Origin of the sequence: Kineococcus rhizosphaerae, assembly GCF_003002055.1 — a bacterium.
Lineage (GTDB): Bacteria > Actinomycetota > Actinomycetes > Actinomycetales > Kineococcaceae > Kineococcus > Kineococcus rhizosphaerae.
On the sequence record NZ_PVZF01000004.1, the window covers coordinates 183,883 to 210,873 of the forward strand.

Below are 26,991 nucleotides of genomic sequence, written 5' to 3' on the forward strand. Positions count from 1 at the left end.
CGGCCTCAGTGCGGGCGCCGGCGGGACGAGGTCAGGCGGGCGCCGGGCGCCCGCGACGGGACCGGGCCCGCTGCTCCTCGTAGACGGCGTCGACGGCCGCGGCGGTGCGCCGCGCGTCGTAGCGCTGCACCACGGCGGGCGGGACGGGACGACGGTGCAGCCCGCGGGCGGTGAGCAGGTCGAGCGCCCCGCGCAGCGCCTCCGGTCCCCCGCCGGCGGCCCGGACGACCCCGTCGGGCAGGTCCCCGAGCTCCTCCAGCGCGGGGCACTGCACGAACACGGCCGGCAACCCCCCGGCGACCGCCTCCAGGACCGCCAGGCCGAACGTCTCGTCGCGCGAGGCGCTGACGAGGACGTCCGCCGCGGCGAGCACCGCGGGGACGTCGTCGCGCGCCCCCAGCCAGCGCACGGACGCCGCGACCCCCAGCTCCTCGGCCCGGGCCGCCAACGCGACCCGCAGCCCGCCCGCACCGGCCACGAGCAGCACGTGGCCGCCGCCGCGCAGCCTCGGCGCGAGCGCCTCCAGGACCTCGTCGACGCGCTTGACCGGGTCCAGCCGTCCCACGACCACGTGGACCGTCACCCCGTCGTCCACCCCCAGCTCGGCCCGGACCCGGCGCCGGTCCTCCTCCCGGGGACGGGCGGCGTCCAGGTCGATCCCGTTGTCCACCACGGTGATGCGGTCCCGGGGGACGCCCCAGGCCACGAGCCGGTCCGCCGTCGTCGCCGAGACGGCCACGGTGTGGTCGGTCAGCGACTCCAGCCCCCGGTACAGGCGCCGCAGCCAGGGGGTCAGCGGCCGTCCCTCGATCGAGTCGGCCATCAGGGAGTGCTCGCTGGAGACGACGACCGGGACGCCGGCCAGTCGCGCGGCGGGTATCCCCCACAGCTGCGCGGCCAGCAGGTGGACGTGCACGACGTCGGGCCGCAGCCGCCGCAGCCGGCGGGCGAGGCGGGCGACGGCCAGGGGTTTGCGCCACCCCTCCATGCCCAGCACCTCGACCGGGTGCCCCCGCCGGCGCACGGCGTCGGCCACGGGCCCCCCCTCGTACAGGCACAGGGTCCGCGCCTGCGCCGCCGAGCGGTCGAGCAGGAGCTCCAGCTGCCGCTCGGCCCCCCCGGTGGTGAGCGTGGTGATGACGTGGACGACCCGGAGCGGGCGGTTCACCGGGTGCCCCCGCCCAGGACGGTCCGGTACACCGCAGCGGTGGCCTCGACGCTGGACTCCCACGTGGGCAGCGCCAGCGCCCGCGGGACGTGCGGCACGTCCCCGCGCGCGCGGGTCGCCGTCAGCTCCTCCACGAGCGCGGCGGCCACGGTGGCGGTGTCGGCACCGCGCACCACGCCCCGCACCAGCCCGTCCTCGACGAGGTCGCCGATGCCGGCCTCGTCGCTGCCCACCACCGGCAGCCCCAGGGTCAGCGCCTCCATGACGCCCACGGGGTGCGCCTCGTAGTCGGACAGGGCGGCCATCACGGCGGCGCGGGCGAGCTCGCCGGCCATGGCCGCGCGGTCCGCCGGGGGCAGCGCGCGGAACTGCACGTGGTCCGCGACCCCGCACCGGCGGGCGGTGTCCCGCAGCTCCTGCTCGTAGGGGCCGCTGCCGAGGACGACGACGTGCGCCTCCGGCACCCGGCGGCGCACCAGGGGCAGGGCCTCGACGACCCGCTGGTGCCCCTTGTAGCGCTCGAGGCGGCCGCTGGTCACGATCCGTCCCGGCACCGGCGGCACCGCGACGGGCGAGGGGGGCAGGGCACCGCCGTTGGGGATGACGCTGAAGCGGTCCTCGGGCAGGCCCGTCACCGCGGCGAAGGCCGACCGCTCGAAGCGGCTGACCGCGATGAGGCGGGCTGCGCGGCGCAGCAGCGGGGCGAGCACCCGGTACTGCACCCCGCGGCCCGCGGTCCGGACCGGGGAGGAGTGACCACCGCTGTGGAAGGTCAGCACGTACGGCGTGCGGGCCGCGAGCGCGGCGAGCATCCCCACCGGCGGGGTCAGCGTGTTGACGCCCTGGACGTGCACGAGGTCCCAAGCGCCGCGCAGCACCGGCACCGGCAGGCCGGGCGAGAGGTACAGGTCCCCCTCGCGGGGCCAGGAACGGCGGCGCAGCACCGGGATGCCGTTGACGACGTCGCGCCGGGCCAGGGCGCCGCTGCGGTCGGTGGCCAGCACGGTGACGTCGAACTCCCCGGTGGCCGCCAGCCGGCGGGTGATCTCGGCGACGTGCGTCTCCAGACCACCCATCTCGGGGAAGTAGCGCTGCACGACGTGCAGGACGCGGGGTCGACGGACGCTCACCGGTTCACCACCAGGGTTCGCAGGGGCTGGACCTGCCCGGGGTTGTTGACGGTCACCAGCACCCGCCCCCGGACGGGGACGACGACCGTGGTCCGCACGGTGCCGCCGGCGGGGACGCTCAGCAGGGGGTAGGTGACGACGGACCCGTCACCGGGGTCGGTGCGCAGCTCCAGGGGGCCGGTGGCGTCACCGCTCGACACCTCGACGACGGCCTCGGCGCCGTCGAGGGAGGCCAGCGACATCTGCAGCGGCGGGGTCGAGCTGTCCTGGACGCTGCGCACGGACACGACGAGCGCCGCCACCACGACCACGACCGCGGCGAGCGCCCACGGCGACGTGCGCAGCACCGCCCGGCGCACGGACCCCTCGGCCCGGGGCGCCGGCGGGGACGACGGCTCGTGGGCGCGGCCGGCACCGACGGCACGCACGCCGAGGGCGAGGAGAGCGGTCGCGCCCAGCCCGATCGCCCACGTGCGCGGCCGCAACCCGACACCGCTCACCCCCAGGGCGACCCCCACCAGGACGAGGGCCACCAGGACGCCGCCGACCCCGGCCAGCACGCGGTCCACGACGCTGCGCCGCCACCCCCACCCGGCCAGGGGCACGGCCGTGGCGACCGCGGCGAGCAGCACCAGCGGGGCACGCACCGCCACCGGCGCGTCCAGCAGCACGGCCGCGACGGCGGCGACGACCAGGACGCCCGCTGCGGCGAGCAGGGGCAGGCCGGTCCGGCGCCGGCCGGGGAGCGGAGGGGTCACCGGGACAGCTCCGAAAGGTCGTAGACGGCGATGGCGCCGTTGTCGTAGACGCGGTCGACGCCGGGGACGTCGTCGAACTTCTGCAGCGCGGCCGCCGGGACGGGCGCGGTCCGGTCCTGGCCCCCGAACTCACCGCTCTCGATGTAGACGCCCTGGTTGGGCAGCCCGTTGGCGTCCCGGCGGTCCACGACGAGGTAGCGGATGCCGGCCCGGCGGATGAGGTCGACGTCGTCCTGGCCGAACTCCGGGTCGAGGATCAGGCGGGAGGCGTCGATGCCGGTGCTGATGTGCCGGACCGTGAACATCCCGCCGTCGGCCGCCACGAGCAGGCCGCTGACGCGGTCGGCGTAGACCCGGGTCTCCGGCGGCAGGGTCCGGCCCATCCAGTCGGCGGCGGCGATGTTGTCCGCGTCGACGCTGCGGGCGTCGGCGGAGACGAGGAACGGACCGGGCAGCTGCGCGCTGACCGTCCCCGACCCCAGGACCACGCCCCCGAGGAACGCCACCGTGGCGGCCGCCCCGAACAGGCCCGCGGCCCGCCGGGACGCCGCGCGGCGCACCAGCCACCAGGCCACGACGAAGCCGACGCCGAGGAACACGAAGCCCGCGGCCCGGTCCCCGACCTCCGAGGTCGCCCGCGCGACGTGGCCGCCGGGCACGAGGGGCCACAGCACGGCCGTCAGCACCAGGACGACGGCCAGGGGGACGCGGACCCGGACCCACGCCCTGGCCGCCCAGAGGGAGGGGACGAGGGCCGCCGCGGTGATGACCAGCCCGCCGAGCAGCAGCCCCTGCTCCCACCAGGCCGGGCCGACGCCGGCGGTGTTCGCGAACAGCGCCTTGGTCTGGCGGCCCTCGAAGAAGGCGCCGAGGTCGCTGGAGGAGCTGGTGACGATGGAGCCGAGGTAGCTGCCCAGGGTGTTGCCGGGGTTGAGCAGCGTCGCGGCGAAGCAGACGGCACCGACGAGCGTCATGACCGCCAGGGCCCGCGCGTCGCTGCCCGGCGGCACGGCCACCACCCCCCCGACCTGCTCGGACCCGCCGGCCGCGCGGCGACGCACCCGGGCCAGGAGGGCGTCGACGACGGTCCAGACGGCCAGCGCGACGAGCAGCAGGACCGCGGTCACGTGGTGGGTGATGACGACCGCGCCGAGCGCGGCGAGCGGGAGCAGCAGACCCCGCAGCGATCCCCGCCGCCGCGAGGCGAAGAGCGCCACGGTCAGCACCGCCAGCGGCAGGGCCAGGGTCTGGTAGCTGAACTGGGAGTTGAAGAAGAGCATCTGCGGGTTGCAGGCGTAGACGACGACGGCCACGGCACCCGCCCGGTGCGAGCGGGTCAGCCGGGTCACGACCGCCACGATCGCCAGGCTCAGGACGACCCGGGCGGCCAGCAGCAGCAGCACGGCGCTGGTGTGCTGGGACAGGCCCGTCAGGTCGCCGACGCCGTCGGTGGCCACCTCCAGGCCGGGGTAGTAGGCCGTGATGGGCAGCAGGGGGTTGACCCCGAAGAGCTGACCCGTGTCGGAGATCTGCCGCAGCAGGTTCGCGTGCAGCAGCTCGTCGTGGAACATGAAGCGCGTCGGGTACAGCACGACCCGGCTGAGCTGGAGCGCGACGGCCGCGGTCACCGCCGTCCAGACGCGCACGGTCCCACTGGTGCGCGGCCAGGTCGCCAAGAGGGCCGCGGGGGCGACGATCAGGACCAGCCCGGCCTCCCAGAGCAGCTGGGTGAGGCCGCCGTCGTCGCCCGTGGTGCGCGCCCGCCCGGCCGCCAGGGCCATGGCGAGCAGGCCCAGGGCGATCGCCAGCAGGGCCGGTCCCAGGCCCCGCGAACCGCGTCGCGACGGCGCCGGGTCGACGACGGAGGCGACCGCCGGCTCCTGCTCGAGCACGTCCACCACGTCGTCCCCCCCGCTCGTCCGCACCTGTCCGCCGTCGCCGCTCCGGTCGCCGTCCCCCGACCTCGTCCCGTCCCGAGCCCCGTCCTCGTCCGCTCGCGCGCCGGCGCCCTCGGGCCGGTGCTCGCGTCCGCCGCCGTCGGGACCGGCGAGCTCCTGCTCGCGGGTCCGGGTGACGAACCGGCGCCGCGCCCGCACGAGCGGGACCGCGAGCAGCACCGCCTCCAGGACCAGCACGAGGACCCAGGCGGCGCTCAGGCCCTCGACGCCGCCGAGGTGGGCCCCGATGAGTGCGGCCACCAGCTCGGCGGCGGTGCAGACGACCAGCACGAGCGTCGCGCTGCCGGTGCGGCCCTGCACCCGGCGCAACGCGACGAAGTGGTCCTTGACGACGAAGGGCAACCCGGCCAGGACGAGGATCCGCAGGACGTCGGCACCGTCCTCGGCGTAGGAGGCGCCGAACACCCGCAGCACGTACGGGGCCAGGGGCCACAACGCCAGGTTGGCGGCCAGGCTCACGCCGAGCCCCAGGGGCAGGGTCACCCGCATTCGCCGCAGGACCTCGCCGTCGTCGCCCTCGGCCGCGGCGAAGAGCCCCACGGACAGCGCGTAGGGCAGGGCGAAGACGAAACCGGTCAGCTGCAGCGCGGCACCGAACGGCGCGTTCGCCGCGGCGGACACCGTCGCGGTGACGATGACCGGCAGGAGCATCAACGGGCTCTGCAGCGTGGTGTTCAGCGCGTGGTGGCTCAGCGCCCGCCGGCCCAGGCCGCGCATCGAGGACAGGTCGACCAGGCGACGGTGGCGCTGCAGCGGGCGGCCCCCGCGGGTCCGGTGGGCCACGACGGGCAACGAGACCAGCGTCCCGACGGCCCAGGCGGCGAAGACGGCCATCCCGTCGGTGGCGCCGGCGGCCGCGAGCCCCAGCAGGACGACGACCTTCGTGGCGCTCGCCGTGACGTTGCGTTCCAGCTGCAGGTTGCCCGACCCGATGACCAACACGGCCTGGTCCAGCACCAGGGCCAGGGCGGCGAGGCCGGTGCCGACGGCGAACAGGGCCGCGTGCCCGGGTGAGCCCGCGATGGGACTCAGGTTGCCCAGCCCCAGGAGGTGCACGGCGACGAAGGGGACCACGACGGCCAGCAGCGTGCCGGCGACGCCGGACACGGCCAGCGCGGTGCGGACGGTCACGCGGCGCACCCCCTGCTCGGTGCCCGGCAGCAGGGAGATCAGCAGGGTGCCCAGCCCCAGCGTCCCGAGGGCCCCGAGCAGGCCCATCGCGGAGACGGCGGCGTTCGCGACCCCGAACTCCTCCCGGGTGAACCCGCGGGAGGCGATGGCCCAGAAGAGCAGGCCCAGGACGCTGGTGGCGGCCTGCGTGGTGACGAGGGAGGCCGAGATGCGCAGGATGCGCTGCAGGCCGGGCGGGATGCTGCGGTCGCGGGGCGGACCTGCCGTGCTCGGGGTGCTGGTCGCTCCCGGGGTCATCGGACTCCTCGAATCGGCGGCGGGTACCGCTGCTCCGCGGGCTCTCGAAGTCTAAGGAGCGCACGGGGCCCACCGGGACCGCCGAGGGGCCCGAGCGGGCATCCGGGCGGACCCTTCACCGGATCGGCCCGAACAGCTCATACGCAGCGCGAGGAACCGGGCACGGGCGGTGAGGACCCGGGACGCACGAAGGGCGGGCCCCCCGAGGGGGCCCGCCCTTCAGCGCATCACTTCTTGTTGCGACGCTGGTGACGCGTGCGGCGGAGCAGCTTGCGGTGCTTCTTCTTCGCCATGCGCTTGCGACGCTTCTTGATGACAGAGCCCAAGGGGTCCTCGCTCACTCGATACGGCTGGTTGCTGCCGGCCCACCGGCGGACCGGCGACCGACGTGCCGCTCCACGAGCGGCAGACCGTCGTCGAGTCTACCCGTCCCGCCCGACCCCCCGGACACCCGCAGTGTCGAGGAAGTTCACGGGCCGTGCGCTCAGGCGGTGTCGATGAAGGACTGGCGCAGGTACTCGTGCACCGCGTCCTCGGGCACCCGGAAGGAGCGACCGACGCGGACCGCGGGCAGCTCGCCGTTGTGCACGAGCCGGTACACGGTCATCTTGGACACGCGCATCATCGACGCGACCTCGGCCACGGTCAGGAACCGGACCTCCGACAGCGGGCGATCCTCAGGCATCCCCACAGCACCCTTCAGTTGGCGCGCCTTGATGCACCGTCCCCCGCGGACGGCCCGGTGGGGGCGCGTTCACAGACCACTGTAGGGGCACGTGTGACGTGCGTGGAAGATCTCCGTGTCCAAAAAGTCACGCTGCGTGATCTAAACAGCCCGTGACCAGCACTTACGCTCTGTAAATCCGCTGGGAGATCAGTCGAAGTCCGGGTCCAGACCGTGCAGCGGGAACGCCGCGCGACGGGTCGCGAGGATCGCGCGGTCCACGGCGTCGTCCGGGTCGTACCCGGACTCCCACCCCGCGAACGTCGCGGGTTCACCGTCCGTCATCGCCGACGGCGCGTCCCGGCCGAACGTCGCGCGCACGTGCTCGCGCCACGCCGCCGGCAGCGGCGTCGAGGGGTCCAGCGGCTGCTGCGACGCCTCCGCGACCAGGTGCGCCCACGTCCGCGGCACCACGTCGACGACCTCGTACCCGCCCCCGCCCAGGGCCAGCCACCGCCCGGCCGCCGCCTCGTGCGCCAGCGCGTGCATCGACGCCGCCGCCACCCGCTGCGCGTCGACGGAGACCTGCAGGTGCCCCAACGGGTCCAGGGCGTGGGTGTCGCACCCGTGCTGCGTCACCAGCACGTCGGGGGCGAAGGAGCGCACGAGCTGCGGGACGACGGCGTGCACCGCGCGCAGCCACCCCGCGTCGCCCGTGCGCGCCGGCAGCGCCAGGTTCACCGCACCGCCCAGGGCCCGCGGGCCGCCGAGCTCGTCGGCGAAGCCCGTCCCCGGGAACAGCGTCGTGCCCGACTCGTGGACGCTGACCGTCAGCACCCGCGGGTCGTCCCAGAACACCGCCTCCGTGCCGTCGCCGTGGTGGCAGTCCAGGTCCACGTACACGATCCGCTCCGCGCCGTCGCGCAGCATCGCCACGATGGCCGCGGCCGCGTCGTTGTAGACGCAGAACCCGCTCGCGCAGCCCGGCTTGGCGTGGTGCATCCCGCCGCAGAAGTTCACGCCGTGCTGCGCGCGGCCCGCCACGAGCGCGCGCCCCAGGTCCACCGAGCCGCCCACGATCCGGGCCGCGGCCTCGTGCATCCCCGGGAACGCCGGGTCGTCCTCGGTGCCGAGCCCGAAGACCGCCTGCGCCTGCCGCGGATCGGCCGAGGCCGCCTTGACGGCCTCCACGTACGCGCGGTCGTGGACGGTCGCCAGGAGCTCGTCGTCGGCCGGTTCGGCACCCACGACGCGCACCCCGGGGCGCTCGAACAGCCCGAGCTGCTCGCACAGCCGCGCCGTCAGGTCCAGCCGGACCGGGGCCATGGGGTGCCAGCGGCCGAAGTCGTAGCCCGTGAACGCCTGGTCCCAGACGACCTGCACGACGTCCGACTCCTCGGACTCCTCGCGGCGCTCGGGGTGGTGGTCGGACACCGCCGCCGGGCACGGCCCCGGTCCACCGCGTGGGGCACCCGCCGCCTCGTCCGGCGCCGCGCCCGGCGGCGTCGTCCGGCCGCCACCGCGCCGTTCGTCGTCCTCGTGACTCACCTCAGCCCCCCGAGAGCTGCTTCGAGCGGGCCGCAGCCGCTTCCACGGCCGAGACGAGCGCCGCCCGCACCCCGGAGTCGTCGAGCTGGCGCAGCGCGGCCGCCGTCGTCCCCGCCGGGGACGTGACCTGCTCGCGCAGGACCGTCGGGTGCTGGCCCGTCTCGCGCAGCATCGCGCCCGCGCCCACGACGGTCTGCACGACCAGCTCGGTCGCCGTCGCCCGCGGCAGGCCCAGCAGCACCCCCGCCTCGACCATGGCCTCCACGACGTAGAACACGTACGCGGGACCGGACCCGCTCAGCGCCGTTACCGCGTCGAGGTGCTTCTCGGCGAGCACGACGGCCTTGCCGCACGAGCGCATCAGGTCCTCGGCCTCGGCGAGCTGGGAGTCCGCGCACGCGGACCCGGCGGCCAGCCCGGCCATCCCCTCGTCGACCAGGGACGGCGTGTTCGGCATGACGCGCACCACCGCCGTCCCGGCGGGGACCCGGGCCTCGATGGCGGCCGTGGTGACCCCCGCGGCCAGCGAGACGAGCAGCACGTCGGGGGCCAGGTGCGCGGCGATGGAGTCCAGCAGCGCCGGCAGGTCCTGGGGCTTGACCGCGAGCAGCACGGTCTTCGCCGACGCGACGGCGGTGACGTCCTCCACGACGCGGACGCCGAACCGCTCGTGCAGTTCCTGGCCCCGGCCCGCGCGGCGGTCCACGACGAGGACGTCGGCGGCGTCGCGGCCGGCGCGCAGCAGACCGCCGAGCAGCGTCTGCCCCATCACCCCGGCACCGATGAGCGCGAGCGTCACGACGTCACCCCCGTCGTCCCCGTCGTCTCGGTGACCGCCAGGTGGGTGCGGGCGAACTCGAGCGTGCGGGCCAGCGCGACCTCGCGCGCGCGTCGGCCCTTCGCCTTGCGGGTGTTCACCTCGGCCACCACCGTCCCTCGGAATCCGTTGCGGGCCAACTCGTTCAACGCCTCGGCGACGGGCTGGGAACCGTCACCGGGCACCAGGTGCTCGTCCTTGGCCGACCCCGTCCCGTCGCACAGGTGCACGTGCGCGAGCCGGTCGCCGAAGGCCCGGGTGAGCTCCGCGCAGTCCTGCCCGGACGTCGCCGCGTGCGAGTAGTCGAGGGTGAGGTTGCGGTACCCCAGGTGGGTCGGGTCCCAGCCCGGCGCGTACATGACCAGCTCCCGCCCGCGGGCGCGCCACGGGAACATGTTCTCCACCGCCATCGTGACGCCCGTGCGGTCCTCCAGGGCCTCGATGCCGGCGACGAAACCCGCCGCGTACTCGCGCTGCCAGCGGAACGGCGGGTGCACGACGACGGTGCCCGCCCCCAGCGACGCCGCGAGCTCGGCGGACTTCTCGAGCTTGCCCCACGGGTCGCGGCCCCAGGTGCCCTGCGTCAGCAGCAGCGTCGGGGCGTGGACCGACAGCACGGGGACGCCGTAGTGGTCCACGAGCCGGTGCAGCGCCGCCGCGTCCTGGCTGACGGGGTCGGTCCACACGAGGACCTCCACGCCGTCGTAGCCGAGCCGCGAGGCGATCTCGAAGGCGGCCGTCGTCGACTCCGGGTAGGAGCACGACGTCGACAGGCCGACCGGGATCCCGCTCTCGACGGCGCCCACGTCAGCTCGCCACCCGGACGTCGGCGCCCTGGACGGTGATGGCGTCCAGGCGGCGCAGGATGAGGCCCTCGCGCAGCGCCCACGGGCCCACGAGGGCCTCCTCGACGCCCAGCAGCTCGAACGCGGCCTCGGCGACCAGCGCCCCGGCCAGCAGCTGCGGCGCCCGCTCGGCGCTGACCCCGGGCAGGCCCGCGCGCTGCTCGCACGTCATCCCCGCCAGTCGCGGCACCCACGGCGACAGGTCCTCGCGGCGCAGGACCCGGCGCACGGCCGGCCCGGCCTCGGCGGGGGCCGCACCCGTCAGCCGGGCCAGGCTGCGGAACGTCTTGGACGTCACGACGACCCGGTCCGGCGTCCCGGCGCGCGTCACGTCGCGGACGCGGGAGGCGATCTGCTGGCGCACGTGGCGGCGCACCTCGCGCACCGCGTCGGCGGCCGGCGGGTCCCCCGCCAGCCGGTCCCGGGTCAGCCGACCGGCGCCCAGCGGCAGGGAGAACGAGACGTCGGGGGTCTCGTCGAGCCCGGCGGCGACCTCCAGGGACCCGCCGCCGATGTCGAGCACGAGGAGGCGACCGGCCGACCAGCCGAACCAGCGCCGGACGGCCAGGAAGGTCAGGTCGGCCTCGGCCGTGCCCGGCAGCACCTGCAGCCGGACGCCGGTGCGCTCCTCGACGTGGTCGAGCACGTCCTCGCCGTTGACGGCCTCGCGCACGGCGGACGTCGCGAAGGCCAGCAGCTCCTCGACCCCGGCGTCCTCGGCGGCGGCGGCCGCGGCCGTGACGGCGTCGGTCAGGGCGGCGACTCCCGCCGCGTCGACGGCCCCGTCGGGGGTGAGGTGCTCGGCGAGCCGCAGCAGCCGGCGCGTCGAGTGGGCCGCCAGGGGCTGGGCCCCCGGGTGGGCGTCGACGACGAGCAGGTGGACAGTGTTGCTGCCCACGTCCAGGACACCCAAGCGCACCCCGCGACCCTACTGTCCGCGCCGAGGTGCTCCGGCACGTGCTTACCCTTCACCGGTGAGCGTCGAGACCCCGCTGGACACCGCCCGCCTGTGGCTGGAGTTCCCCGACCCGACCGACGTCGCGGACGCGATCGACCCCGAGCACCAGCCGGAGACGGTCTACCGCGTCGACCTGACCTGGCTCACGAGCGACTACACCTGCATCTTCGGCAACGGCTGCCCGGGCATCTACGCCGACCGGCCCGACGTCGGCTGCTGCGCCCTGGGGGCCCACTTCACCGAGAAGGCCGACCAGAAGCGCGTCGCGAAGGTCGTCGCGCGCCTGACGCCGGAGGTGTGGCAGTTCCACGCCGAGGGTCACGCCGGCGGCTGGACCGAGCTGGAGGACGGCGCCCGCAAGACCCGCGTGCACGAGGGCGGCTGCATCCTGGCCAACCGCCCGGGGTTCCCCGCCGGCGCGGGCTGCGCGCTGCACCTGCAGGCCCTGCGCGACGGCGTCGACCCGCTGACCTACAAGCCCGACGTGTGCTGGCAGCTGCCGCTCAAGCGCTCCTACCGCACGGTCACGCGCGGCGACGGCTCGACGTACCTGGAGGTCAGCATCGGCGAGTACGACCGCCGCGGCTGGGGCGAGGGCGGCCACGACCTGGACTGGTACTGCACGGGCAACCCCGCCGCCCACGTCGGCGAGCGCCCGGTGTTCCGCAGCTGCGAGAACGAGCTGCGGGAGATGATCGGCGACGCCCCCTACGAGGAGCTCGCGCGGCACTGCGAAGCGCTGGTGGCGAGGACGCGCGGGGGGTCGGCGCACCGGCGCCTGCTGCCGCTGACCGTCCACCCCGCCGACCGCACCCGCGCGGGCCTGTGACGACGCGCACGACGATCGGCGCGGTGGGGGTCCGGGGACGGCGACGCGCCGACGGAGTCGCTGCGCGGGGCCGGCCCCGGGCCGCCACCCCGGGCGCCGTGAGGAGTGCGCGCAGGTGGGTGACGCGCACGACGATCGGCGCGGTGGGGGTCCGGGGGCGGCGACGCGCCGACGCAGTCGCTGCGCGGGGCCGGCCCCGGGCCGCCACCCCGGGCGCCGTGAGGAGTGCGTGCCGGTGAGCACCGTGATCCCGAGCCCGAACGTCTGGGACTCCCCCGACGTCTACGAGCTGGAGAACCTCGCCGTCGACCGCGGGCAGCAGATCGAGGCGCGCGTGCGCGAGGTCCACGACTGGGCCGGGCTGGACGTCCTCGACGTCGGCTGCGGCACGGGGTTCCACCTCCCCCGGTTCGCGGTGGACGCCCGCTCGGTGACCGGGGTCGAACCGCACCCGCCGCTGCTGCGAAGGGCGCTGCGACGGGTCGCGGGGCTGGGCAACGTCCGCGTCCTGCACGGCGAGGCGGGGGCGCTGCCGCTGCCGCCGGCGAGCGTCGACGTCGTCCACGCCCGCTGGGCGTACTTCTTCGGGCCCGGCTGCGAACCCGGCCTGGCCGAGCTGGACCGCGTCGTGCGCCGCGGCGGGACGGCGTTCGTGGTCGACAACGACGCGACGCGCTCGACGTTCGGCCGGTGGTTCGCCCGGTCGCTGCCGGCGTACGACCCCGTCGCGGTCGACCGGTTCTTCGCCCGCCGCGGCTGGACGACGGACCGGCTCGAGGTGGCGTGGGAGTTCGACGCCCGGGCCGACCTCGAGGCCGTCGTGCGGATCGAGTTCACGCCCCGGCAGGCCGAGGCGATCCTCGCCGAGCACGCCGGGACGGTCGTCGACTACGCCGTCGTGCTGCGCCACCGCACGTTCTGACGCAGGTGCTCGTGCGCCGCGTCCTCGCTGAGCGGTCGCGCGAAGTGGTACCCCTGCCCCCACGTGCAGCCGGCCCGGGCGACGAGCTCGCGGACGCGGTCGGTCTCGATGCCCTCGGCCACCGTGAGGAGCCCGAGGGCGCCGGCGAGGGAGGCGATGCCGGCCAGCACCGCGACGCCGTGGCCCCCGCCGGCCCCGCCCCGCTCGTCGGCCAGGTCGTCGAGGAACGACTTGTCGATCTTGAGGATGTCGACGGGAAGCCGCCGCAGGTACGACAGCGAGGAGTACCCCGTCCCGAAGTCGTCCAGGGCGGTGCGCACGCCGAGGGAGCGCAACCCCTGCAACGTGTCCCGGGCCGCGGACAGGTCGGCGACGGCCGCGCTCTCGGTCACCTCCAGGCACAGCCGGGCCGGGTCGACGTCGTGCCGGCGCAGGGCGCGCGCGACGAGGTCCTCGATGCCCGGTTGCTGCAGCTGGTGGCCGGACAGGTTGACGCTGACCTCGGGGGACGTCCCGGCCGTGGTGCGGAAGCGGGCCGCGGCGGCGAGGGCGGAGTCCAGCACGAACTCACCGAGCTGCAGGATCGTCTCGGACTCCTCGGCCAGCGGCACGAACACGGCCGGCGGGACGTTCCCGCGCTGCGGGTGCTGCCAGCGCACGAGGGCCTCGAAGCCGACGGTGCCGCCGCGGGCGAGGTCGACGAGGGGCTGGTAGGCGACGTGCAGCTCCCCGGCGGCGACGGCCTGGCGCAGGTCGGCGGCGAGTTCGGCGCGTTCGTGCGCGGCGTCGAGCAGCGCCCGGGAGAACGGGACGCAGCGGTCGCGGCCGCGGGCCTTCGCCGCGCCGAGGGCGGTGTCGGCGCGCCGGAACACCTCGCGCGGGTCCTCGTGCCCCGCAGCCGGTTCCCGGACGGCCGACCCCGCGCTGAGCGTCACGCGGACCGAGCGGCCGGCCACCGTCACGGGGTCGCGGGCGATCCGCAGGACGCGGTCGGCCAGGACCGCCAGGGAACGGCCGACGGCCGCCTCCTCGCCCTGGACGAGCACCGCGAACTCGTCGCCGTCGAGGCGGGCCACCACGCCGTCGGACCCCACGACGTCGGTGAGCCGCCCGGCGAGCCGGCGCACGACCTCGTCGCCGGCGTCGTGGCCGAGCCGGTCGTTGACGGCCTTCAGCCCGTCGAGGTCCAGCAGCAGGAGCCCGCAGCCGGTCCCGGCGGCGGGGAAGGCGTCGAAGAGGCGGCGCCGGTTGGGCAGCCCGGTGAGGGAGTCGTGGGTGGCGCTGTGGCGCAGCGCCTCCAGGGCGCGACGCTCCTCGGTGGTGTCGCGGCAGTTCCAGACGACCCCGCGCACCCCGGCCACCGCGCGGGCGTCGCTGAAGCGGGCCCGGCACCAGCGCACCTCGCCCGTGGCGCGCACGAGGTAGCGGTGGTCGCTGTCGACGGGGACGGCACCGGGGGCGCACGCCCGGGCCAGGAGGGCGCGGGCGCCGGCGCGGTCGTCGGGGTGGACCCAGTCGAACGCGTCGCGCCCGACCAGGGCCCACCGGTCGAGGTTCCAGCGGCGGCTGAAGGACGGGCTGAGGAAGCGGACGCGGCCGTGCTCGTCGGTGACGAGCACCTCGTCGCTGGCCTCGCGGGCCAGGGCCTCGTAGCTCGGGGAGACGGCCGGCAGGCCCAGCCCGCGCAGCTGCTCGCCGAGCCGCGTCCACCGGGCGCGGCTCACGTCGCCGCTCCCGGCGCGCTCGCCTGCAGCACGCGGTCGCGGCCCGACGCCTTGGCCGCGTAGACGGCCCCGTCGGCCTGCGCGAACGCGGCCTCCCACGGGCCGACGGCGGCCCCGGCGCTGACCGTGACGACACCCCCGTCGGGGTGGGGCAGCCCCAGGGCGCGCACGGCGGCGCGCAGCCGCTCCCCGGCGGCGCCGACACCGCCGAGCCCGTCCGCGCCCCCGTCCCCGTCCCCGTCCCCGTCCCCGTCCCCGTCCCCGTCCCCGAACACGTCGTCGAACACGTCGTCGAACAGCACCACGACGAACTCCTCTCCGCCGAGGCGGGCCACCACGTCGTCCGGGCGCGCGTGCGCGGCGAGCGCTCCCGCCACCAGCGTGAGGCACCGGTCCCCCTCGAGGTGGCCGAACCGGTCGTTGTAGTGCTTGAAGTGGTCGACGTCGAGCACGAGGACGCCCACGGACCGGCCCGCCGGGGCGCGGGCGGCGAGGCGCTCGAACAGGCCGCGCCGGTTGAGCAGACCCGTGAGCTCGTCGCGGACGGCGGTCTCGGCGAGCGCGGCGATGAGCCGTTCCCGCTCGGCGGCCAGGACGCGCTCGCGGCGCTCGGCGGCGAAGCGGGCGCGGTCGCCGAGCTCGACGCTGCGGGCCATGACGAGCCCGAAGAACCCGGCGACGGCGACGGCGAGCAGGGCCGCCACCCCCAGGGCCCCGGCGTCGGCGTCGACGAGGGCCTGCCCCCAGGCGAAGCCGGCGAGCATCGCCGTCAGCACGGCCGCCGCGCCCCGCACGTCGGAGCGCAGCAGGGTCACGAAGAACACCACGACGACGAAGGCGCCCGCGAAGTAGGCCCCGCCGAGGGCGTCGGGCGCGCTGCGCTGGACGAGGGCCAGGACCACGACCACGAGGAGGGCGGCCGCCCCGGTGAGGAACCCGTCGAGGTCGCCGGCGGGGTCGCGGCGCAGCCGGCGCGAGCGCAGGACCAGCCCGGCCGCGACCAGGGGCGTGACGAGGCCGAGGCGCAGCAGCAGGGACAGCACGAGCACCTGCGGGGCCAGGGCGAGGTCGACGAGGACGTAGGCGTCGAAGAAGGCCAGACCGAGCACGGCGGTGGGTGTGAACCAGCGCGAGCGCGCGGCGGTGCGGGCGACCCGGTACTCCCGCTCGACGCCGGCGTCGAAGAGGGCGGGGAAGACCGGCTGCAGGGTCGGTCGCCGGGCCGGTCGAGGGGTCACCCCCTGCGTGTCGGCGGGCCGGGCGGCGGCCAGGAGGGTGCGTCACCCGCGTGGCGCAGGTGCCCGGCCCCGCCCGGGCCGCCACCCGGCTCACCACCCGGCTCGCCACCTGGGTCGCCGCGGGGGGGCCGGAGCGTGGATGATGGGGGCATGAGCGCGCACACCACCCCGGCCCGACACGAGGAACAGCGGGCGATCGCCCCGATCCGCTGGCCCCGCCCCAGCAGCGGCACCGTCGTCGCGCTGGTCATCTGGCTCGTGGGCGTGCTCGTCTCGGCGATCGTGCCGCTGGCGCTGCTCGGCGCCGACCCGTACTCGGCGGCCCCGGGCGGGCGGATCGCGGTGGGCCTGACGTTCACCCTCGTCGGCGCGCTGATCATGGTCTTCTCCGCCTACCTGCTGTACCGCAAGAGCGGCAGCATCGGTGCGGCGATCCTGGCCTTCGTGCCGAGCTTCGTCATGGCCGTCCTCGGCATCCTCATGGCGACCATGAAGGTCCTGTACGGCGTCTGACCCCCTCCCGCTCCGCCACGACCCCCGCACCGGCCCCGGTGCGGGGGTCGTGTCGTACCCGGCGCCTACGGTGTCGTGGTGCCTGCCAAGACCACCGGTCGTTCCCGTCCCGCCTACAAGTGCTCCGAGTGCGGGTGGACGACGGCCAAGTGGGTCGGCCGCTGCGGGGAGTGCCAGGCCTGGGGCACGGTCGACGAGGTCGCGGGGGCGACCAAGGTCGTGGGGCTGAAGTCGTCCTCGACGGGCACGGCCCCCGTGCGTCCCGCCCGGCGCATCTCGGAGATCTCGCGCACGCAGGTGGGCAACCGGCTGAGCACGGGGCTGGCGGAGTTCGACCGAGTCCTGGGCGGCGGGCTGGTCGCCGGTCAGGTGCTGCTGCTGTCCGGGGAGCCCGGGGCCGGCAAGAGCACGCTGCTGCTGACGACGGCGAACAGCGTCGCCGCCTCGACCCGCCGGCCGGTGCTGTACGTCTCCGGGGAGGAGTCCGTCGAGCAGATCGCGACCCGCGCCCACCGCATCGGCGCGACGTCCGAGCACCTGTTCCTGGCCGACACGAACGACCTGGCCGAGGCCATCGGGCACCTCGACGCCCTCGGGGACGACGTGGCGCTGGTCATCGTGGACTCGGTGCAGACCATGGCCTCGGCGGACGTCGAGGGCCGCGCGGGAGGCGTCTCGCAGGTCATGGAGGTCGCGGGGACGCTGACCCGCCTGGCCAAGGCGCGCGGCGTCGCGCACTGCCTCGTGGGGCAGGTCACCAAGGAGTCGACGGTCGCCGGCCCGCGCGCGCTCGAGCACGTCGTGGACACGACGCTGGCCCTGGAGGGCGACCGGCACACGACGCTGCGGCTGCTGCGGGCGGTCAAGAACCGCTACGGCGCGGCGGAGGAGATCGCCTGCTTCGAGCAGACCGACGCCGGGATGGTGGAGGTCCCCGACCCCAGCGTGCTCTTCCGCGCCTCCCGGGAGGCGCCCATCCCGGGGACGTGCCTGGCGGTGACGATCGAGGGCCGGCGGCCGCTGATCACCGAGATGCAGGCCCTCGTCTCGCACACCAAGGCCCCCAACCCGCGCCGGGGCGTCACGGGCCTGGACTCGGCCCGGGTGAACATGCTCGTCGCGGTCACCGACAACCAGTCCGGGCTGAAGCTGTGGGAGCAGGACGTCTACGCCGCGACCGTGGGCGGGTTGCGCTCCACCGACCCCGGCGGGGACCTCGCGGTGTGCCTGGCGATCGCGTCCGCCTCGGCGGGTTTCCCCGTGCCGCTGGACGTCGCGGCCATCGGGGAGGTGTCGCTGTCCGGGGACATCCGGCGCGTGACGATGCTGGGGCAGCGCATCGCCGAGGCGGCGCGGCTGGGGCAGCGCCGGATCCTGGCCCCGCCCGGGGCCCGCGACGCCGTCTCGCACGAGAAGGTGAAGGCCGAGATCGTCGAGGTCGCGACGCTCCTCGACGCCGTCCGCGCCGTCCGGAAGTGGGCTCCGCGCGAGCCGGCGGACGGGCGCTGACCCGGGGCCGACCCCTGCGAACCACGCGTCCCACCGGTACCCCGCTAGACTCCGCGCCAGGATCAGGTCGCGACGCAGAGTTCTCGGAGGTGCCCGGTGGTCGATCGGAGCCCCGAGGAGGTCCTCCGGGCGACCCTGGCGACGGTCGCCCCCGGCACGGAACTGCGCGACGGTCTCGAGCGCATCCTGCGCGGGCGCACCGGCGCCCTCATCGTCCTCGGTTTCGACCGGGTGGTGGACTCGTTGTCCACCGGGGGTTTCGCCCTCGACGTGGAGTTCTCCGCGACCCGCCTGCGGGAGCTGGCGAAGATGGACGGCGCGATCGTCCTGGACCGCGACGTCTCGCGGATCGTGCGGGCCGCCGTGCAGCTCGTGCCCGACTCCTCCATCGAGACCAGCGAGTCCGGGACCCGGCACCGCACGGCCGAACGCGTCGCCAAGCAGACCGGTTTCCCCGTCATCTCGGTGTCGCAGTCGATGCGGATCGTCGCCGTCTACACGGGCAACCGCCGCTACGTGCTGGAGGGCTCGGACGCGATCCTGGGCCGGGCCAACCAGGCCCTGCAGACGCTGGAGCGCTACCGCGCGCGCCTCGACGAGGTGACCGGCACGTTGTCGGCCCTGGAGATCGAGGACCTGGTGACCGTCCGCGACGTCTGCTCGGTCGTGCAGCGCATCGAGATGGTCTCCCGCATCGCCGACGAGATCTCCGGGTACGTCGTGGAACTCGGCGTCGACGGCCGCCTGCTGTCGCTGCAGCTCGACGAGCTCGTCGGGGGCGTGGGCCCGGACCGCGAACTCGTCGTGCGCGACTACCTGGAGGCCTCCCGCCACGAGGGGCCGCTGGAGGTCGTGCTGGAGAACCTGGCCGGGCTGCACTCGGCGGACCTGGTGGACCTGGCGTCCGTGGCCCGGGTCCTGGGTTTCTCCGTGGGCGGCGACTCCCTCGACTCCGCCGTGTCCCCCAAGGGTTTCCGGCTGCTGAACCGCGTCCCCCGGCTGCCGGGGGCCATCGTCGAGCGCCTCGTGGACCAGTTCGGGGACCTGCAGAAACTCCTCGCGGCGAGCATCGACGACCTCATGACGGTCGACGGCGTCGGCGAGCAGCGCGCCCGCGCCGTGCGCGAGGGGCTGTCCCGGCTGGCCGAGAGCTCGATCCTCGAACGCTACGTCTGACGGTCCGCCGGGTCAGCGCGGCAGCCGGACCTCGTCCCGGCGACGGCGCGATGCGCAGCCGGCCGAGGCGCCCCGAGCGGTCCTCGGAGCCCAGGAACCGCTCCACCGGGGCCGTGGTGGTCACCACCGACGCCAGGCCCCAGGTCAGCGGCTGGCCCGTGACCCCGGCCCGGGAGCACCGAGCCAGCCGCAGGCCAGCCAGGCGCCCGCGATCCCGGCGATGCAGGTGACGGCGACGACGGTCCGGACCGCCTCGCGGTGCCGTCCGCCGTCCCTGTCGTGCACGGCCCTCCATCGACCGGCGACGCGGGCGGCTGCGGCGCCGGACGGCCGTGCCGTCCGGTCGGGTGAGAGCAGCCGGGTCAGCTCGTCAGCGTGATGGTGACGGGCTGGGCGTCCATCCCGTTCCAGGAACCGCCGATCGTGTAGTTCCCGGCCGCGACGGCCTCCTGGCCCGTGGGGCAGCCCGGCGCGGAACGCTGCCGGGACCAGACCGTCGACATGGACCGGGTCCCGCCGGGGTCGAGCTGATAGGTCTGCGAGGCGGTCTGGCTCTGGCAGTCGGCGCTGGACCACACCTGGGTCCCGCCGCTGCTCGCGGTGAACGTGCGCACGGCCGTGCCGATCTCCACCGAGCACGCCGCCTGCGACGTGTTCTTCACCGTCAGGACCAGCTTGGGGGTCTTGCCCGGGCCGTAGGCGGAGTACTCCGACGTCAGGGTCAGGTTCAGCGACTGCGTGGAGCACGCCGCGCCGGCGGCCTGGGTGCCGGTCTGGGTGCCGGTCGCCGTGGCGGTGCCCGTCGCCGTGTCCGTCCCCGAGGCGGTGGGGGTCCCCGTGGGGGTCCCGGCCGGGGTCGTCGTGGGGCTGGGGGTGGTGGCGACCGTGCTGGGGTCGAGCTTCGTCGGCTGCTGGGCGTTGGCGTCCGGGCTGGCCAGCGCGCGGACCCCGAGGGCCACCAGGACCACGACGACCACGAGCGCGAGCACCACGACCAGGCGACGTCGCCAGTAGGTGCCCTTGTCCTCCGGTCCGACGGGGTGCAGGACGCTGCTCACCGTCGCGAAGGTAGGCGTCCGGCCGGAGTCGGCGGTGGAGGCGCGCCGTGCGACGATCCTGCGCGATGAACGCCCCGTTCCCCCCCGACCTGCGCCCGGAGCTGCACCGGCGGGTGCTCGACTGGTACGCCGACCACGCCCGCGTCCTGCCCTGGCGCGAGCCCGGCTGCTCCCCGTGGGGGGTGCTGGTCAGCGAGGTCATGCTGCAGCAGACCCCCGTCGCGCGGGTGCTGCCGCAGTGGGAGGCGTGGACGGCCCGCTGGCCGACCCCCTCCGACCTCGCCGCCGACGCACCGGGTGAGGCGGTGCGGATGTGGAACCGGCTGGGCTACCCACGCCGGGCCCTGCGCCTGCACGCGGCGGCCGTCGCGATCCGCGACGAGCACGGCGGGCAGGTCCCCGACGACCACGCGGCGCTGCTGGCGCTGCCCGGCATCGGCGCCTACACCGCGGCGGCCGTCGCCTCGTTCGCCTTCGGGCAGCGGCACGCCGTCGTCGACACCAACGTGCGCCGCGTCCACGCCCGCGCGGTGACCGGCGACGCCGAGCCCGCCGCGGCGCTGACGGCGGCGGAGAACCGGCTGGCCGTCGCGCTGCTGCCCGACGACGAGGCCACCGCGGCGCGGTGGGCGGTGGCCGTCATGGAGCTCGGCGCGCTCGTCTGCACGGCCCGCGCGCCGCGCTGCGACGACTGCCCGCTGCTGGAGCGCTGCGCCTGGGTCCTGGCCGGCCGCCCCCCGCACACGGGCCCCGCCCGGCGCGGGCAGGCCTGGGCCGGGACCGACCGGCAGGTGCGGGGCAGGCTGCTCGCTGTGCTGCGCGAGAGCCCCGACCCGGTGACGGCCGAGGGGCTGGCGGCGTGCTGGGCCGACGCGGGGCAGCGGGACCGGTGCCTGGACGGCCTCGTCGCCGACGGCCTCGTCGAGCCCCTCGACGACGGGCGGTTCGCCCTCCCGCGCACCTGACCCGTCCCGCGATCGAGGGAGTCCCCACCGCGATCGAGGAATCTCACGGCGCGGCCGGATCCTCGATCGCGGTGGGGACTCCCTCGATCGCGGTGGGGACTTCCTCGATCGCGGGGTCAGTCCTCGGTGCTGCGGCGCAGCCGCTTCGTCTGGCCCCGGCGGCTCTTGGCCTCCAGGCGGCGGCGCTGCGAACCCCGTGTGGGCCGGGTCGGGCGGCGGGCGGCCGGCCCGGGGGCGAAGGCCTCGGCCAGCAGGACCCGCAGGCGCTCGGCGGCGGTGGCGCGGTTGCGCAGCTGGGCGCGGTGCTCGGAGGCGACCACCGTGACGACACCGTCGACGAGCCGGCCCCGCAGCCGCTCCAGCGCCCGCTCACGCAAGTCGTCGGGCACCGACGGCGAACGCTGCAGGTCGAAGAGGAGCTCGACGCGGGAGTCGGTCGTGTTGACGCCCTGGCCGCCCGGCCCGCTCGACCGGGAGAACCGCTCGAACAGCTCGGCCTCGGGGATCGTCACCCGGCGGTTCACGACGAGGTCCACGACCCGCCCCTCACACGACCACGCTCAGCAACAGCACCCCCAGCAGACCGCACACCGAGATGACGGTCTCCATGACCGACCAGCTCTTCAGCGTCTGCCCCACGGTCAGCCCGAAGTACTGCTTCACGAGCCAGAACCCGACGTCGTTGACGTGGGAGAAGAACAGCGACCCGGCGCCGATCGAGAGCGCCAGGAGCGCGAGGTGGTTGGCGCTGAGGTCCCCGGCGAGGGGGGCGACGATGCCGGCCGCGGTGATGGTGGCGACGGTCGCGGACCCGGTCGCGAGCCGGATGAAGACGGCGACGAGCCAGCCGAGGACGAGCGGCGACAGGGCGAGCGCGGCCGCCTGCGCACCCACGAGCTGACCGACGCCGGCGTCGATGAGGACCTGCTTGAACCCGCCGCCGGCGGCGATGATGAGCAGCGTCGAGGCGATCGGCGGCAGCGAGGCGTCGATGGTGGCGCCGATCGTGCGGCGGTCCATGCCGACGCCCGCCCCCAGCAGCACGATCGCGACCAGCGCGCCGATGAGCAGCGCCACCAGCGGGGTCCCCAGCGCGTACAGCAGGTCGTGGACCGCGTTGCCCTTCTCCGAGACGATCTCGGCGACGGCGCGGGCCAGCATGAGGACGACGGGCAGCAGCACGACGGTGAGCACCGCGATCAGCTTCGGGCGGCGGGCGTGCTCCTGGTCCCCGCCGAGGTCTCCGCCGGACGTCGGCAGGTGCTCGGCGTCCTGCGGGCCGAAGCGGGAGACCAGCGGCGCCAGCAGCGGCCCGGCGATGACCACCGTCGGGATCGCCAGCAGCAGCCCGAACCCGAGCGTGAGGCCCAGGTCGGCCTTGAGGCTCGCGATGGCCACCAGCGGGCCGGGGTGCGGGGGCACGAACCCGTGCAGGACGGACAGCCCGGCCAGGGCGGGGATGCCGAGCGCCAGGACGGGCCGGCCCGTCCGCTTGACGACGAGCAGCACGATCGGGACGAGCAGGACCAGCCCGATCTCGAAGAACATCGGCAGCCCGACGAGGGCGGCGGCCCCGGCCAGCGCCCACGGCAGCGCCTTGCCGTGGACGCGGTCGACGATCCGGTCGACGATCTCGTTCGCCCCGCCGGAGTCGGCGAGGAACCGGCCGAGGACCGCGCCGAGGGCGACGAGGATCCCGACGTCCGCGAACGTCTTGCCCGCACCGCCCGCGGCCCCGTCGGCGTCACCGAGCCCGATGGAGAACGAGGTGACGATGTCGCTGACCGACAGCCCGCCCACCAGGCCGAGGACGGCCGAGCCGAGCAGCAGGGCGATGAACGCGTTGAGCTTGGCCCAGGAGACGGTGACGACGACGACGGCGATGCCGAGCAGCGCCGCGACCACCAGCCGCGTGTCGTGACCGGTCCAGGCGGCGGCCTGGGCCGCGGCCGGGACGACCCCCGGCACGGACAGGGGGACGGACACGGGCATGGGCGGCTACCTCCGGGTCAGAGGTGGCGCAGCACCTCGTCGAGAACTTGGGCGGGTCCACCCTGCACCCGGACCCGGAAGCCCCGCTCGTCGGGGTGCAGGTCCTCGAGGGTGTCGAGCTGGCTGCGCAGCAGCGAGGCGGGCATGTAGTGGCCCTCGCGGTGGGCGAGCCGGTCCTCGAGCACCTCGTCGGGCACCTTCAGCTCGCAGAAGACGACGGAGGGGTTGTCCTGCGCGAGCAGGTCCCGGTAGGCGCGCTTGAGCGCGGAGCACGTGACGACGGCCGACTCCCCCGCCTCCTCGCGCTCGCCGATCCACGCGGCGATGGAGCGCAGCCAGGGCCAGCGGTCGGAGTCGGTCAAGGGGTGCCCGGAGCGCATCTTCTCGACGTTGGCCGCGCTGTGGAAGTCGTCGCCCTCGGCGTACGTCCACCCCTTGGCCTTCGACAGGTCCTGGGCGAGCGTCGTCTTCCCGCTGCCCGAGACGCCCATGACGATGACGGTGGTGGTGCTCACGCGTTTCCTCCTGTGAGCCGCAGCATGCGGCTGTTGCCCAACGTGTTCGGTTTGACGCGGGCGAGGTCGAGGAACTCGGCGACCCCCTCGTCGTGGCTGCGCAGCATCTCGGCGTAGACCTCCGGCTCGACCGGGGTCCCCTCGATCTCGACGAACCCGTGCCGTTCGAAGAACGCCGTCTCGAAGGTGAGGCAGAACAGCCGGGTGACGCCGAGGTCGTCGGCCCGGCGCAGCAGCGCGGACAGGATGAGGTGCCCCGTCCCCGTCCCGCGCACGCTCGGGTCGACGGCGAGGGTGCGCACCTCGGCGAGGTCCTCCCAGAGCACGTGCAGCGCACCGCACCCCACGACGTGGCCCTCGAACTCGGCGACGACGAACTCCTGCACGGCCTCGTAGAGGGTGATGAGCTCCTTGCCCAGCAGGATGCGCTGCCGCGCGTACTCCTCCACGAGGCTGCGGACGGCGCGGACGTCGCCCGTGCGGGCGGGACGGACCGTGATGTCGGGGCGCGGCATCCCGTGATCCTCCCAGACCCGTACCGGCACGTTGCCTCCCCGGTCGCTTTCATCGGGACCGGGGAGGCAACGTGCCCGAACGCGCCCACGGCCCCGGGACGCAGAACGGCCCGGCCCCCGCGAACGGGAGCCGGGCCGTGGGGCCTGCGAGGTCAGTCCTCGGTGGGCACGTCCCCGACGGGGACGGTCACCGGGAGGTCCTCCTTCGAGGTGCCCTCGAAGGTGAACGTCTGCTCCGAGCCCTCGCCGACGGTGTCGACGGAGACGATCTGGCCGGCGCGCAGGTCGCCGAACAGGATCTTCTCGGACAGGACGTCCTCGATGTCGCGCTGGATGGTGCGGCGCAACGGGCGGGCGCCCAGGACCGGGTCGTAGCCCTTGGTCGCCAGCAGCACCTTGGCCGAGGGCGTGAGCTCGATGCCCATGTCCTTGTCCTTGAGGCGGTCGTCGAGGCGCTTGAGGAACAGGTCGACGATCTGGATGATCTCGTCCTGCGTCAGCTGCGGGAACACGACGATGTCGTCGACGCGGTTGAGGAACTCGGGCCGGAAGTGCTGCTTGAGCTCCTCGTTGACCTTCGACTTCATCCGCTCGTAGTTCGTCAGCGCGGTCTGCGACCCCGCGGCGAACCCGGTGCCGACGCCCTTGGAGATGTCCCGGGTGCCGAGGTTCGTGGTCATGATGATCACGGTGTTCTTGAAGTCGACCATGCGGCCCTGGGAGTCGGTCAAGCGACCGTCCTCCAGGATCTGCAGGAGCGAGTTGAAGATGTCCGGGTGGGCCTTCTCGACCTCGTCGAACAGGACGACCGAGAACGGCTTGCGGCGCACCTTCTCCGTCAGCTGGCCGCCCTCCTCGTACCCGACGTAGCCGGGGGGCGAGCCGAACAGCCGCGAGACGGTGTGCTTCTCGGAGAACTCGCTCATGTCGAGCTGGATGAGCGCGTCCTCCTCGCCGAAGAGGAACTCCGCGAGCGCCTTGGCGAGCTCGGTCTTCCCGACGCCGGTGGGGCCGGCGAAGATGAACGACCCGCCCGGGCGCTTGGGGTCCTTCAGACCCGCACGCGTGCGCCGGATGGCCTGCGACAGCGCCTTGATGGCGTCGTTCTGGCCGATGACGCGCTTGTGCAGCTCGTCCTCCATGTGGAGCAGCCGGGTGGACTCCTCCTCGGTCAGCCGGACGACCGGGATGCCCGTGGCCGTGGCCAGGACCTCCGCGATCAGCTCCTCGTCGACCTCGGCGACGACGTCCATGTCACCGGACTTCCACTGCTTCTCGCGCTCGCCCTTCTGCGCCAGGAGCTTCTTCTCCTTGTCGCGCAGGGAGGCCGCCTTCTCGAAGTCCTGCGCGTCGATCGCGCTCTCCTTCTCGCGGCGGACGTCGGCGATGCGCTCGTCGAACTCGCGCAGGTCCGGCGGTGCGGTCATGCGGCGGATGCGCAGTCGCGCGCCCGCCTCGTCGATGAGGTCGATCGCCTTGTCCGGCAGGTACCGGTCGTTGACGTAGCGGTCGGCCAGCGTCGCGGCGGCCACCAGCGCGGCGTCGGTGATCGAGACGCGGTGGTGCGCCTCGTACCGGTCGCGCAGACCCTTGAGGATCTCGATGGCGTGGGCGAGGGTGGGCTCGGGGACCTGGATCGGCTGGAAGCGCCGTTCGAGGGCCGGGTCCTTCTCGATGTGCTTGCGGAACTCGTCCAGGGTGGTGGCCCCGACGGTCTGCAGCTCCCCGCGGGCCAGCATGGGCTTGAGGATGCTGGCGGCGTCGATCGCGCCCTCGGCGGCACCGGCCCCGACGAGCGTGTGGATCTCGTCGATGAACAGGATGATGTCGCCGCGGGTGCGGATCTCCTTGAGGACCTTGCGCAGCCGCTCCTCGAAGTCACCGCGGTAGCGGGAACCGGCGACGAGGGCGCCGAGGTCGAGGGTGTAGATCTGCTTGTCCTTGAGCGTCTCGGGCACCTCGCCGCGCACGACGGCCTGCGCGAGGCCCTCGACGACGGCGGTCTTCCCGACGCCCGGTTCACCGATGAGGATCGGGTTGTTCTTGGTGCGCCGCGACAGGACCTGCATGACGCGCTCGATCTGCGGGTCGCGGCCGATGACCGGGTCCAGCTTGCCCTCGCGGGCGGCCTGGGTGAGGTTGCGGCCGAACTGGTCGAGCACGAGCGAGCCGGAGGGGGTGCCCTCCTGGGGGCCGCCGGCGGTCGCGGGCTCCTTGCCCTGGTAGCCGGACAGCAGCTGGATGACCTGCTGACGGACCCGGTTCAGGTCGGCGCCGAGCTTGACGAGCACCTGCGCGGCGACGCCTTCACCCTCGCGGATGAGGCCGAGCAGGATGTGCTCGGTCCCGATGTAGTTGTGTCCGAGCTGCAGCGCTTCGCGCAGCGACAGCTCCAGGACCTTCTTGGCGCGGGGGGTGAAGGGGATGTGACCGGACGGGGCCTGCTGGCCCTGACCGATGATCTCCTGGACCTGCTCGCGGACGGCGTCCAAGGAGATGCCCAGCGACTCGAGGGCCTTGGCGGCGACGCCTTCCCCCTCGTGGATCAGGCCGAGCAGGATGTGCTCGGTCCCGATGTAGTTGTGGTTGAGCATCCGGGCCTCTTCTTGGGCCAGGACGACGACCCGTCGGGCGCGGTCGGTGAACCTCTCGAACATGCGGCGCTCCTCGCGGGTGGTCGGGCCCGGACTGCACGGGGGGCAATCCCCCGACCGGACCATTCCGATGCTAGTCCCGAGCCCCGACACTCTCACTCCCACCA

25 protein-coding genes are annotated in these 26,991 nt (G+C 74.8%); 6 read left to right on the plus strand and 19 right to left on the minus strand.

Annotated features, from left to right (window positions below; genetic code table 11):
* Positions 1-31: 31 nt before the first annotated feature.
* The 10 genes from CLV37_RS10065 to CLV37_RS10110 all read right to left on the minus strand — a co-directional run bounded on the left by CLV37_RS10065 (position 32) and on the right by CLV37_RS10110 (position 11,235).
* The gene (locus CLV37_RS10065; protein ID WP_106209810.1) at positions 32-1,168 is read right to left on the minus strand and encodes a glycosyltransferase; all 1,137 of its coding nucleotides are present in this window, start codon (positions 1,166-1,168) and stop codon (positions 32-34) included.
* On the minus strand, positions 1,165-2,298 hold the full coding sequence (locus tag CLV37_RS10070; protein ID WP_106209812.1) for a glycosyltransferase family 4 protein: 1,134 nt from the start codon (positions 2,296-2,298) through the stop codon (positions 1,165-1,167). The genes CLV37_RS10065 and CLV37_RS10070 overlap by 4 nt, the downstream gene beginning before the upstream one ends.
* Positions 2,295-3,056 (minus strand): hypothetical protein, encoded by a 762-nt coding sequence (locus CLV37_RS10075; RefSeq protein WP_106209814.1) that lies wholly within the window; start codon positions 3,054-3,056, stop codon positions 2,295-2,297. The genes CLV37_RS10070 and CLV37_RS10075 overlap by 4 nt, the downstream gene beginning before the upstream one ends.
* Positions 3,053-6,442 (minus strand): lipopolysaccharide biosynthesis protein, encoded by a 3,390-nt coding sequence (locus CLV37_RS10080; protein WP_106209816.1) that lies wholly within the window; start codon positions 6,440-6,442, stop codon positions 3,053-3,055. The genes CLV37_RS10075 and CLV37_RS10080 overlap by 4 nt, the downstream gene beginning before the upstream one ends.
* 227 nt (positions 6,443-6,669) lie before the next feature.
* Positions 6,670-6,768: a 30S ribosomal protein bS22 gene (locus tag CLV37_RS10085; protein WP_012085056.1), complete on the minus strand. Its 99-nt coding sequence runs from the start codon at positions 6,766-6,768 to the stop codon at positions 6,670-6,672.
* 158 nt (positions 6,769-6,926) lie between these two features.
* Positions 6,927-7,127: a helix-turn-helix domain-containing protein gene (locus CLV37_RS10090; RefSeq protein ID WP_106210166.1), complete on the minus strand. Its 201-nt coding sequence runs from the start codon at positions 7,125-7,127 to the stop codon at positions 6,927-6,929.
* 189 nt (positions 7,128-7,316) lie between these two features.
* Entirely contained in the window at positions 7,317-8,432 is a 1,116-nt protein-coding gene (locus CLV37_RS10095) for an acetoin utilization protein AcuC (protein ID WP_170127185.1), read from the minus strand.
* A gap of 223 nt (positions 8,433-8,655) precedes the next feature.
* Positions 8,656-9,453 (minus strand): pyrroline-5-carboxylate reductase, encoded by a 798-nt coding sequence (proC, locus tag CLV37_RS10100; protein ID WP_106209820.1) that lies wholly within the window; start codon positions 9,451-9,453, stop codon positions 8,656-8,658.
* The gene (locus CLV37_RS10105) at positions 9,450-10,277 is read right to left on the minus strand and encodes a sugar phosphate isomerase/epimerase family protein (protein ID WP_211298533.1); all 828 of its coding nucleotides are present in this window, start codon (positions 10,275-10,277) and stop codon (positions 9,450-9,452) included. Before CLV37_RS10105 ends, proC begins: the two co-directional genes overlap by 4 nt.
* A gap of 1 nt (position 10,278) precedes the next feature.
* On the minus strand, positions 10,279-11,235 hold the full coding sequence (locus CLV37_RS10110; protein ID WP_106209822.1) for a Ppx/GppA family phosphatase: 957 nt from the start codon (positions 11,233-11,235) through the stop codon (positions 10,279-10,281).
* Between the two features lie 55 nt (positions 11,236-11,290).
* Between CLV37_RS10110 and CLV37_RS10115 the strand changes: the two genes are divergently transcribed.
* Positions 11,291-12,103: a DUF3109 family protein gene (locus tag CLV37_RS10115; protein WP_106209824.1), complete on the plus strand. Its 813-nt coding sequence runs from the start codon at positions 11,291-11,293 to the stop codon at positions 12,101-12,103.
* Positions 12,104-12,338: 235 nt separating this feature from the next.
* Positions 12,339-13,025: a class I SAM-dependent methyltransferase gene (locus CLV37_RS10120; RefSeq protein WP_106209826.1), complete on the plus strand. Its 687-nt coding sequence runs from the start codon at positions 12,339-12,341 to the stop codon at positions 13,023-13,025.
* On the opposite strand, the gene CLV37_RS10125 is transcribed toward CLV37_RS10120, so the two are convergent.
* Together CLV37_RS10125 and CLV37_RS10130 are read right to left on the minus strand one after the other, a co-directional pair.
* Positions 12,992-14,749 (minus strand): putative bifunctional diguanylate cyclase/phosphodiesterase, encoded by a 1,758-nt coding sequence (locus CLV37_RS10125; protein WP_170127163.1) that lies wholly within the window; start codon positions 14,747-14,749, stop codon positions 12,992-12,994. The two genes, CLV37_RS10120 and CLV37_RS10125, sit on opposite strands and share 34 nt — an antisense overlap.
* Positions 14,746-15,987 carry a GGDEF domain-containing protein gene (locus CLV37_RS10130; RefSeq protein ID WP_106209830.1) on the minus strand — a complete coding sequence of 414 codons (1,242 nt, stop codon included), beginning with the start codon at positions 15,985-15,987 and terminating at the stop codon, positions 14,746-14,748. Before CLV37_RS10130 ends, CLV37_RS10125 begins: the two co-directional genes overlap by 4 nt.
* 150 nt (positions 15,988-16,137) lie before the next feature.
* Here CLV37_RS10130 and CLV37_RS10135 point away from each other — a divergent pair, with 150 nt between their 5' ends.
* The 3 genes from CLV37_RS10135 to disA all read left to right on the plus strand — a co-directional run bounded on the left by CLV37_RS10135 (position 16,138) and on the right by disA (position 19,185).
* Entirely contained in the window at positions 16,138-16,500 is a 363-nt protein-coding gene (locus CLV37_RS10135; RefSeq protein ID WP_106209833.1) for a hypothetical protein, read from the plus strand.
* Positions 16,501-16,578: 78 nt separating this feature from the next.
* Positions 16,579-18,009 carry a DNA repair protein RadA gene (gene radA / locus CLV37_RS10140; protein WP_106210170.1) on the plus strand — a complete coding sequence of 477 codons (1,431 nt, stop codon included), beginning with the start codon at positions 16,579-16,581 and terminating at the stop codon, positions 18,007-18,009.
* A 96-nt stretch (positions 18,010-18,105) separates the two neighbouring features.
* Complete coding sequence (gene disA / locus CLV37_RS10145; protein WP_106209835.1) at positions 18,106-19,185, plus strand: DNA integrity scanning diadenylate cyclase DisA; 1,080 nt, start codon at positions 18,106-18,108, stop codon at positions 19,183-19,185.
* A gap of 144 nt (positions 19,186-19,329) precedes the next feature.
* Here disA and CLV37_RS27495 read toward each other — a convergent pair whose 3' ends face one another.
* Complete coding sequence (locus CLV37_RS27495; RefSeq protein WP_170127164.1) at positions 19,330-19,470, minus strand: hypothetical protein; 141 nt, start codon at positions 19,468-19,470, stop codon at positions 19,330-19,332.
* Between the two features lie 77 nt (positions 19,471-19,547).
* Positions 19,548-20,243, minus strand: coding sequence for a DUF4232 domain-containing protein (locus CLV37_RS10150; RefSeq protein ID WP_106209837.1), 696 nt, complete (start codon positions 20,241-20,243; stop codon positions 19,548-19,550).
* A 65-nt stretch (positions 20,244-20,308) separates the two neighbouring features.
* Here CLV37_RS10150 and CLV37_RS10155 point away from each other — a divergent pair, with 65 nt between their 5' ends.
* Positions 20,309-21,208: an HhH-GPD family protein gene (locus CLV37_RS10155; protein WP_106209839.1), complete on the plus strand. Its 900-nt coding sequence runs from the start codon at positions 20,309-20,311 to the stop codon at positions 21,206-21,208.
* A gap of 116 nt (positions 21,209-21,324) precedes the next feature.
* On the opposite strand, the gene arfB is transcribed toward CLV37_RS10155, so the two are convergent.
* The 5 genes from arfB to CLV37_RS10180 all read right to left on the minus strand — a co-directional run bounded on the left by arfB (position 21,325) and on the right by CLV37_RS10180 (position 26,887).
* The gene (arfB, locus tag CLV37_RS10160) at positions 21,325-21,744 is read right to left on the minus strand and encodes an alternative ribosome rescue aminoacyl-tRNA hydrolase ArfB (RefSeq protein ID WP_106209840.1); all 420 of its coding nucleotides are present in this window, start codon (positions 21,742-21,744) and stop codon (positions 21,325-21,327) included.
* 10 nt (positions 21,745-21,754) lie between these two features.
* Positions 21,755-23,200, minus strand: coding sequence for a GntT/GntP/DsdX family permease (locus CLV37_RS10165; protein WP_106209842.1), 1,446 nt, complete (start codon positions 23,198-23,200; stop codon positions 21,755-21,757).
* Positions 23,201-23,217: 17 nt separating this feature from the next.
* Positions 23,218-23,691 carry a gluconokinase, GntK/IdnK-type gene (locus CLV37_RS10170; protein ID WP_106210172.1) on the minus strand — a complete coding sequence of 158 codons (474 nt, stop codon included), beginning with the start codon at positions 23,689-23,691 and terminating at the stop codon, positions 23,218-23,220.
* Positions 23,692-23,711: 20 nt separating this feature from the next.
* Positions 23,712-24,230, minus strand: a complete 519-nt coding sequence (locus CLV37_RS10175) for an amino-acid N-acetyltransferase (RefSeq protein WP_106209844.1) — start codon at positions 24,228-24,230, stop codon at positions 23,712-23,714.
* Between the two features lie 152 nt (positions 24,231-24,382).
* Entirely contained in the window at positions 24,383-26,887 is a 2,505-nt protein-coding gene (locus CLV37_RS10180) for an ATP-dependent Clp protease ATP-binding subunit (protein ID WP_106209846.1), read from the minus strand.
* Positions 26,888-26,991 lie beyond the last annotated feature (104 nt).

Bases quoted from the DNA above. Each gene is read 5' to 3' on its own strand.
- CLV37_RS10180 (WP_106209846.1), bottom strand. From the start codon at position 26,887: ATGTTCGAGAGGTTCACCGACCGCGCCCGACGGGTCGTCGTCCTGGCC.
- CLV37_RS10090 (WP_106210166.1), bottom strand. From the start codon at position 7,127: ATGCCTGAGGATCGCCCGCTGTCGGAGGTCCGGTTCCTGACCGTGGCC.
- CLV37_RS10095 (WP_170127185.1), bottom strand. From the start codon at position 8,432: ATGGCCCCGGTCCGGCTGGACCTGACGGCGCGGCTGTGCGAGCAGCTC.
- CLV37_RS10170 (WP_106210172.1), bottom strand. From the start codon at position 23,691: ATGGGCGTCTCGGGCAGCGGGAAGACGACGCTCGCCCAGGACCTGTCG.
- CLV37_RS10135 (WP_106209833.1), top strand. From the start codon at position 16,138: ATGAGCGCGCACACCACCCCGGCCCGACACGAGGAACAGCGGGCGATC.
- CLV37_RS10080 (WP_106209816.1), bottom strand. From the start codon at position 6,442: ATGACCCCGGGAGCGACCAGCACCCCGAGCACGGCAGGTCCGCCCCGC.
- CLV37_RS10155 (WP_106209839.1), top strand. From the start codon at position 20,309: ATGAACGCCCCGTTCCCCCCCGACCTGCGCCCGGAGCTGCACCGGCGG.
- CLV37_RS10165 (WP_106209842.1), bottom strand. From the start codon at position 23,200: ATGCCCGTGTCCGTCCCCCTGTCCGTGCCGGGGGTCGTCCCGGCCGCG.
- CLV37_RS10175 (WP_106209844.1), bottom strand. From the start codon at position 24,230: ATGCCGCGCCCCGACATCACGGTCCGTCCCGCCCGCACGGGCGACGTC.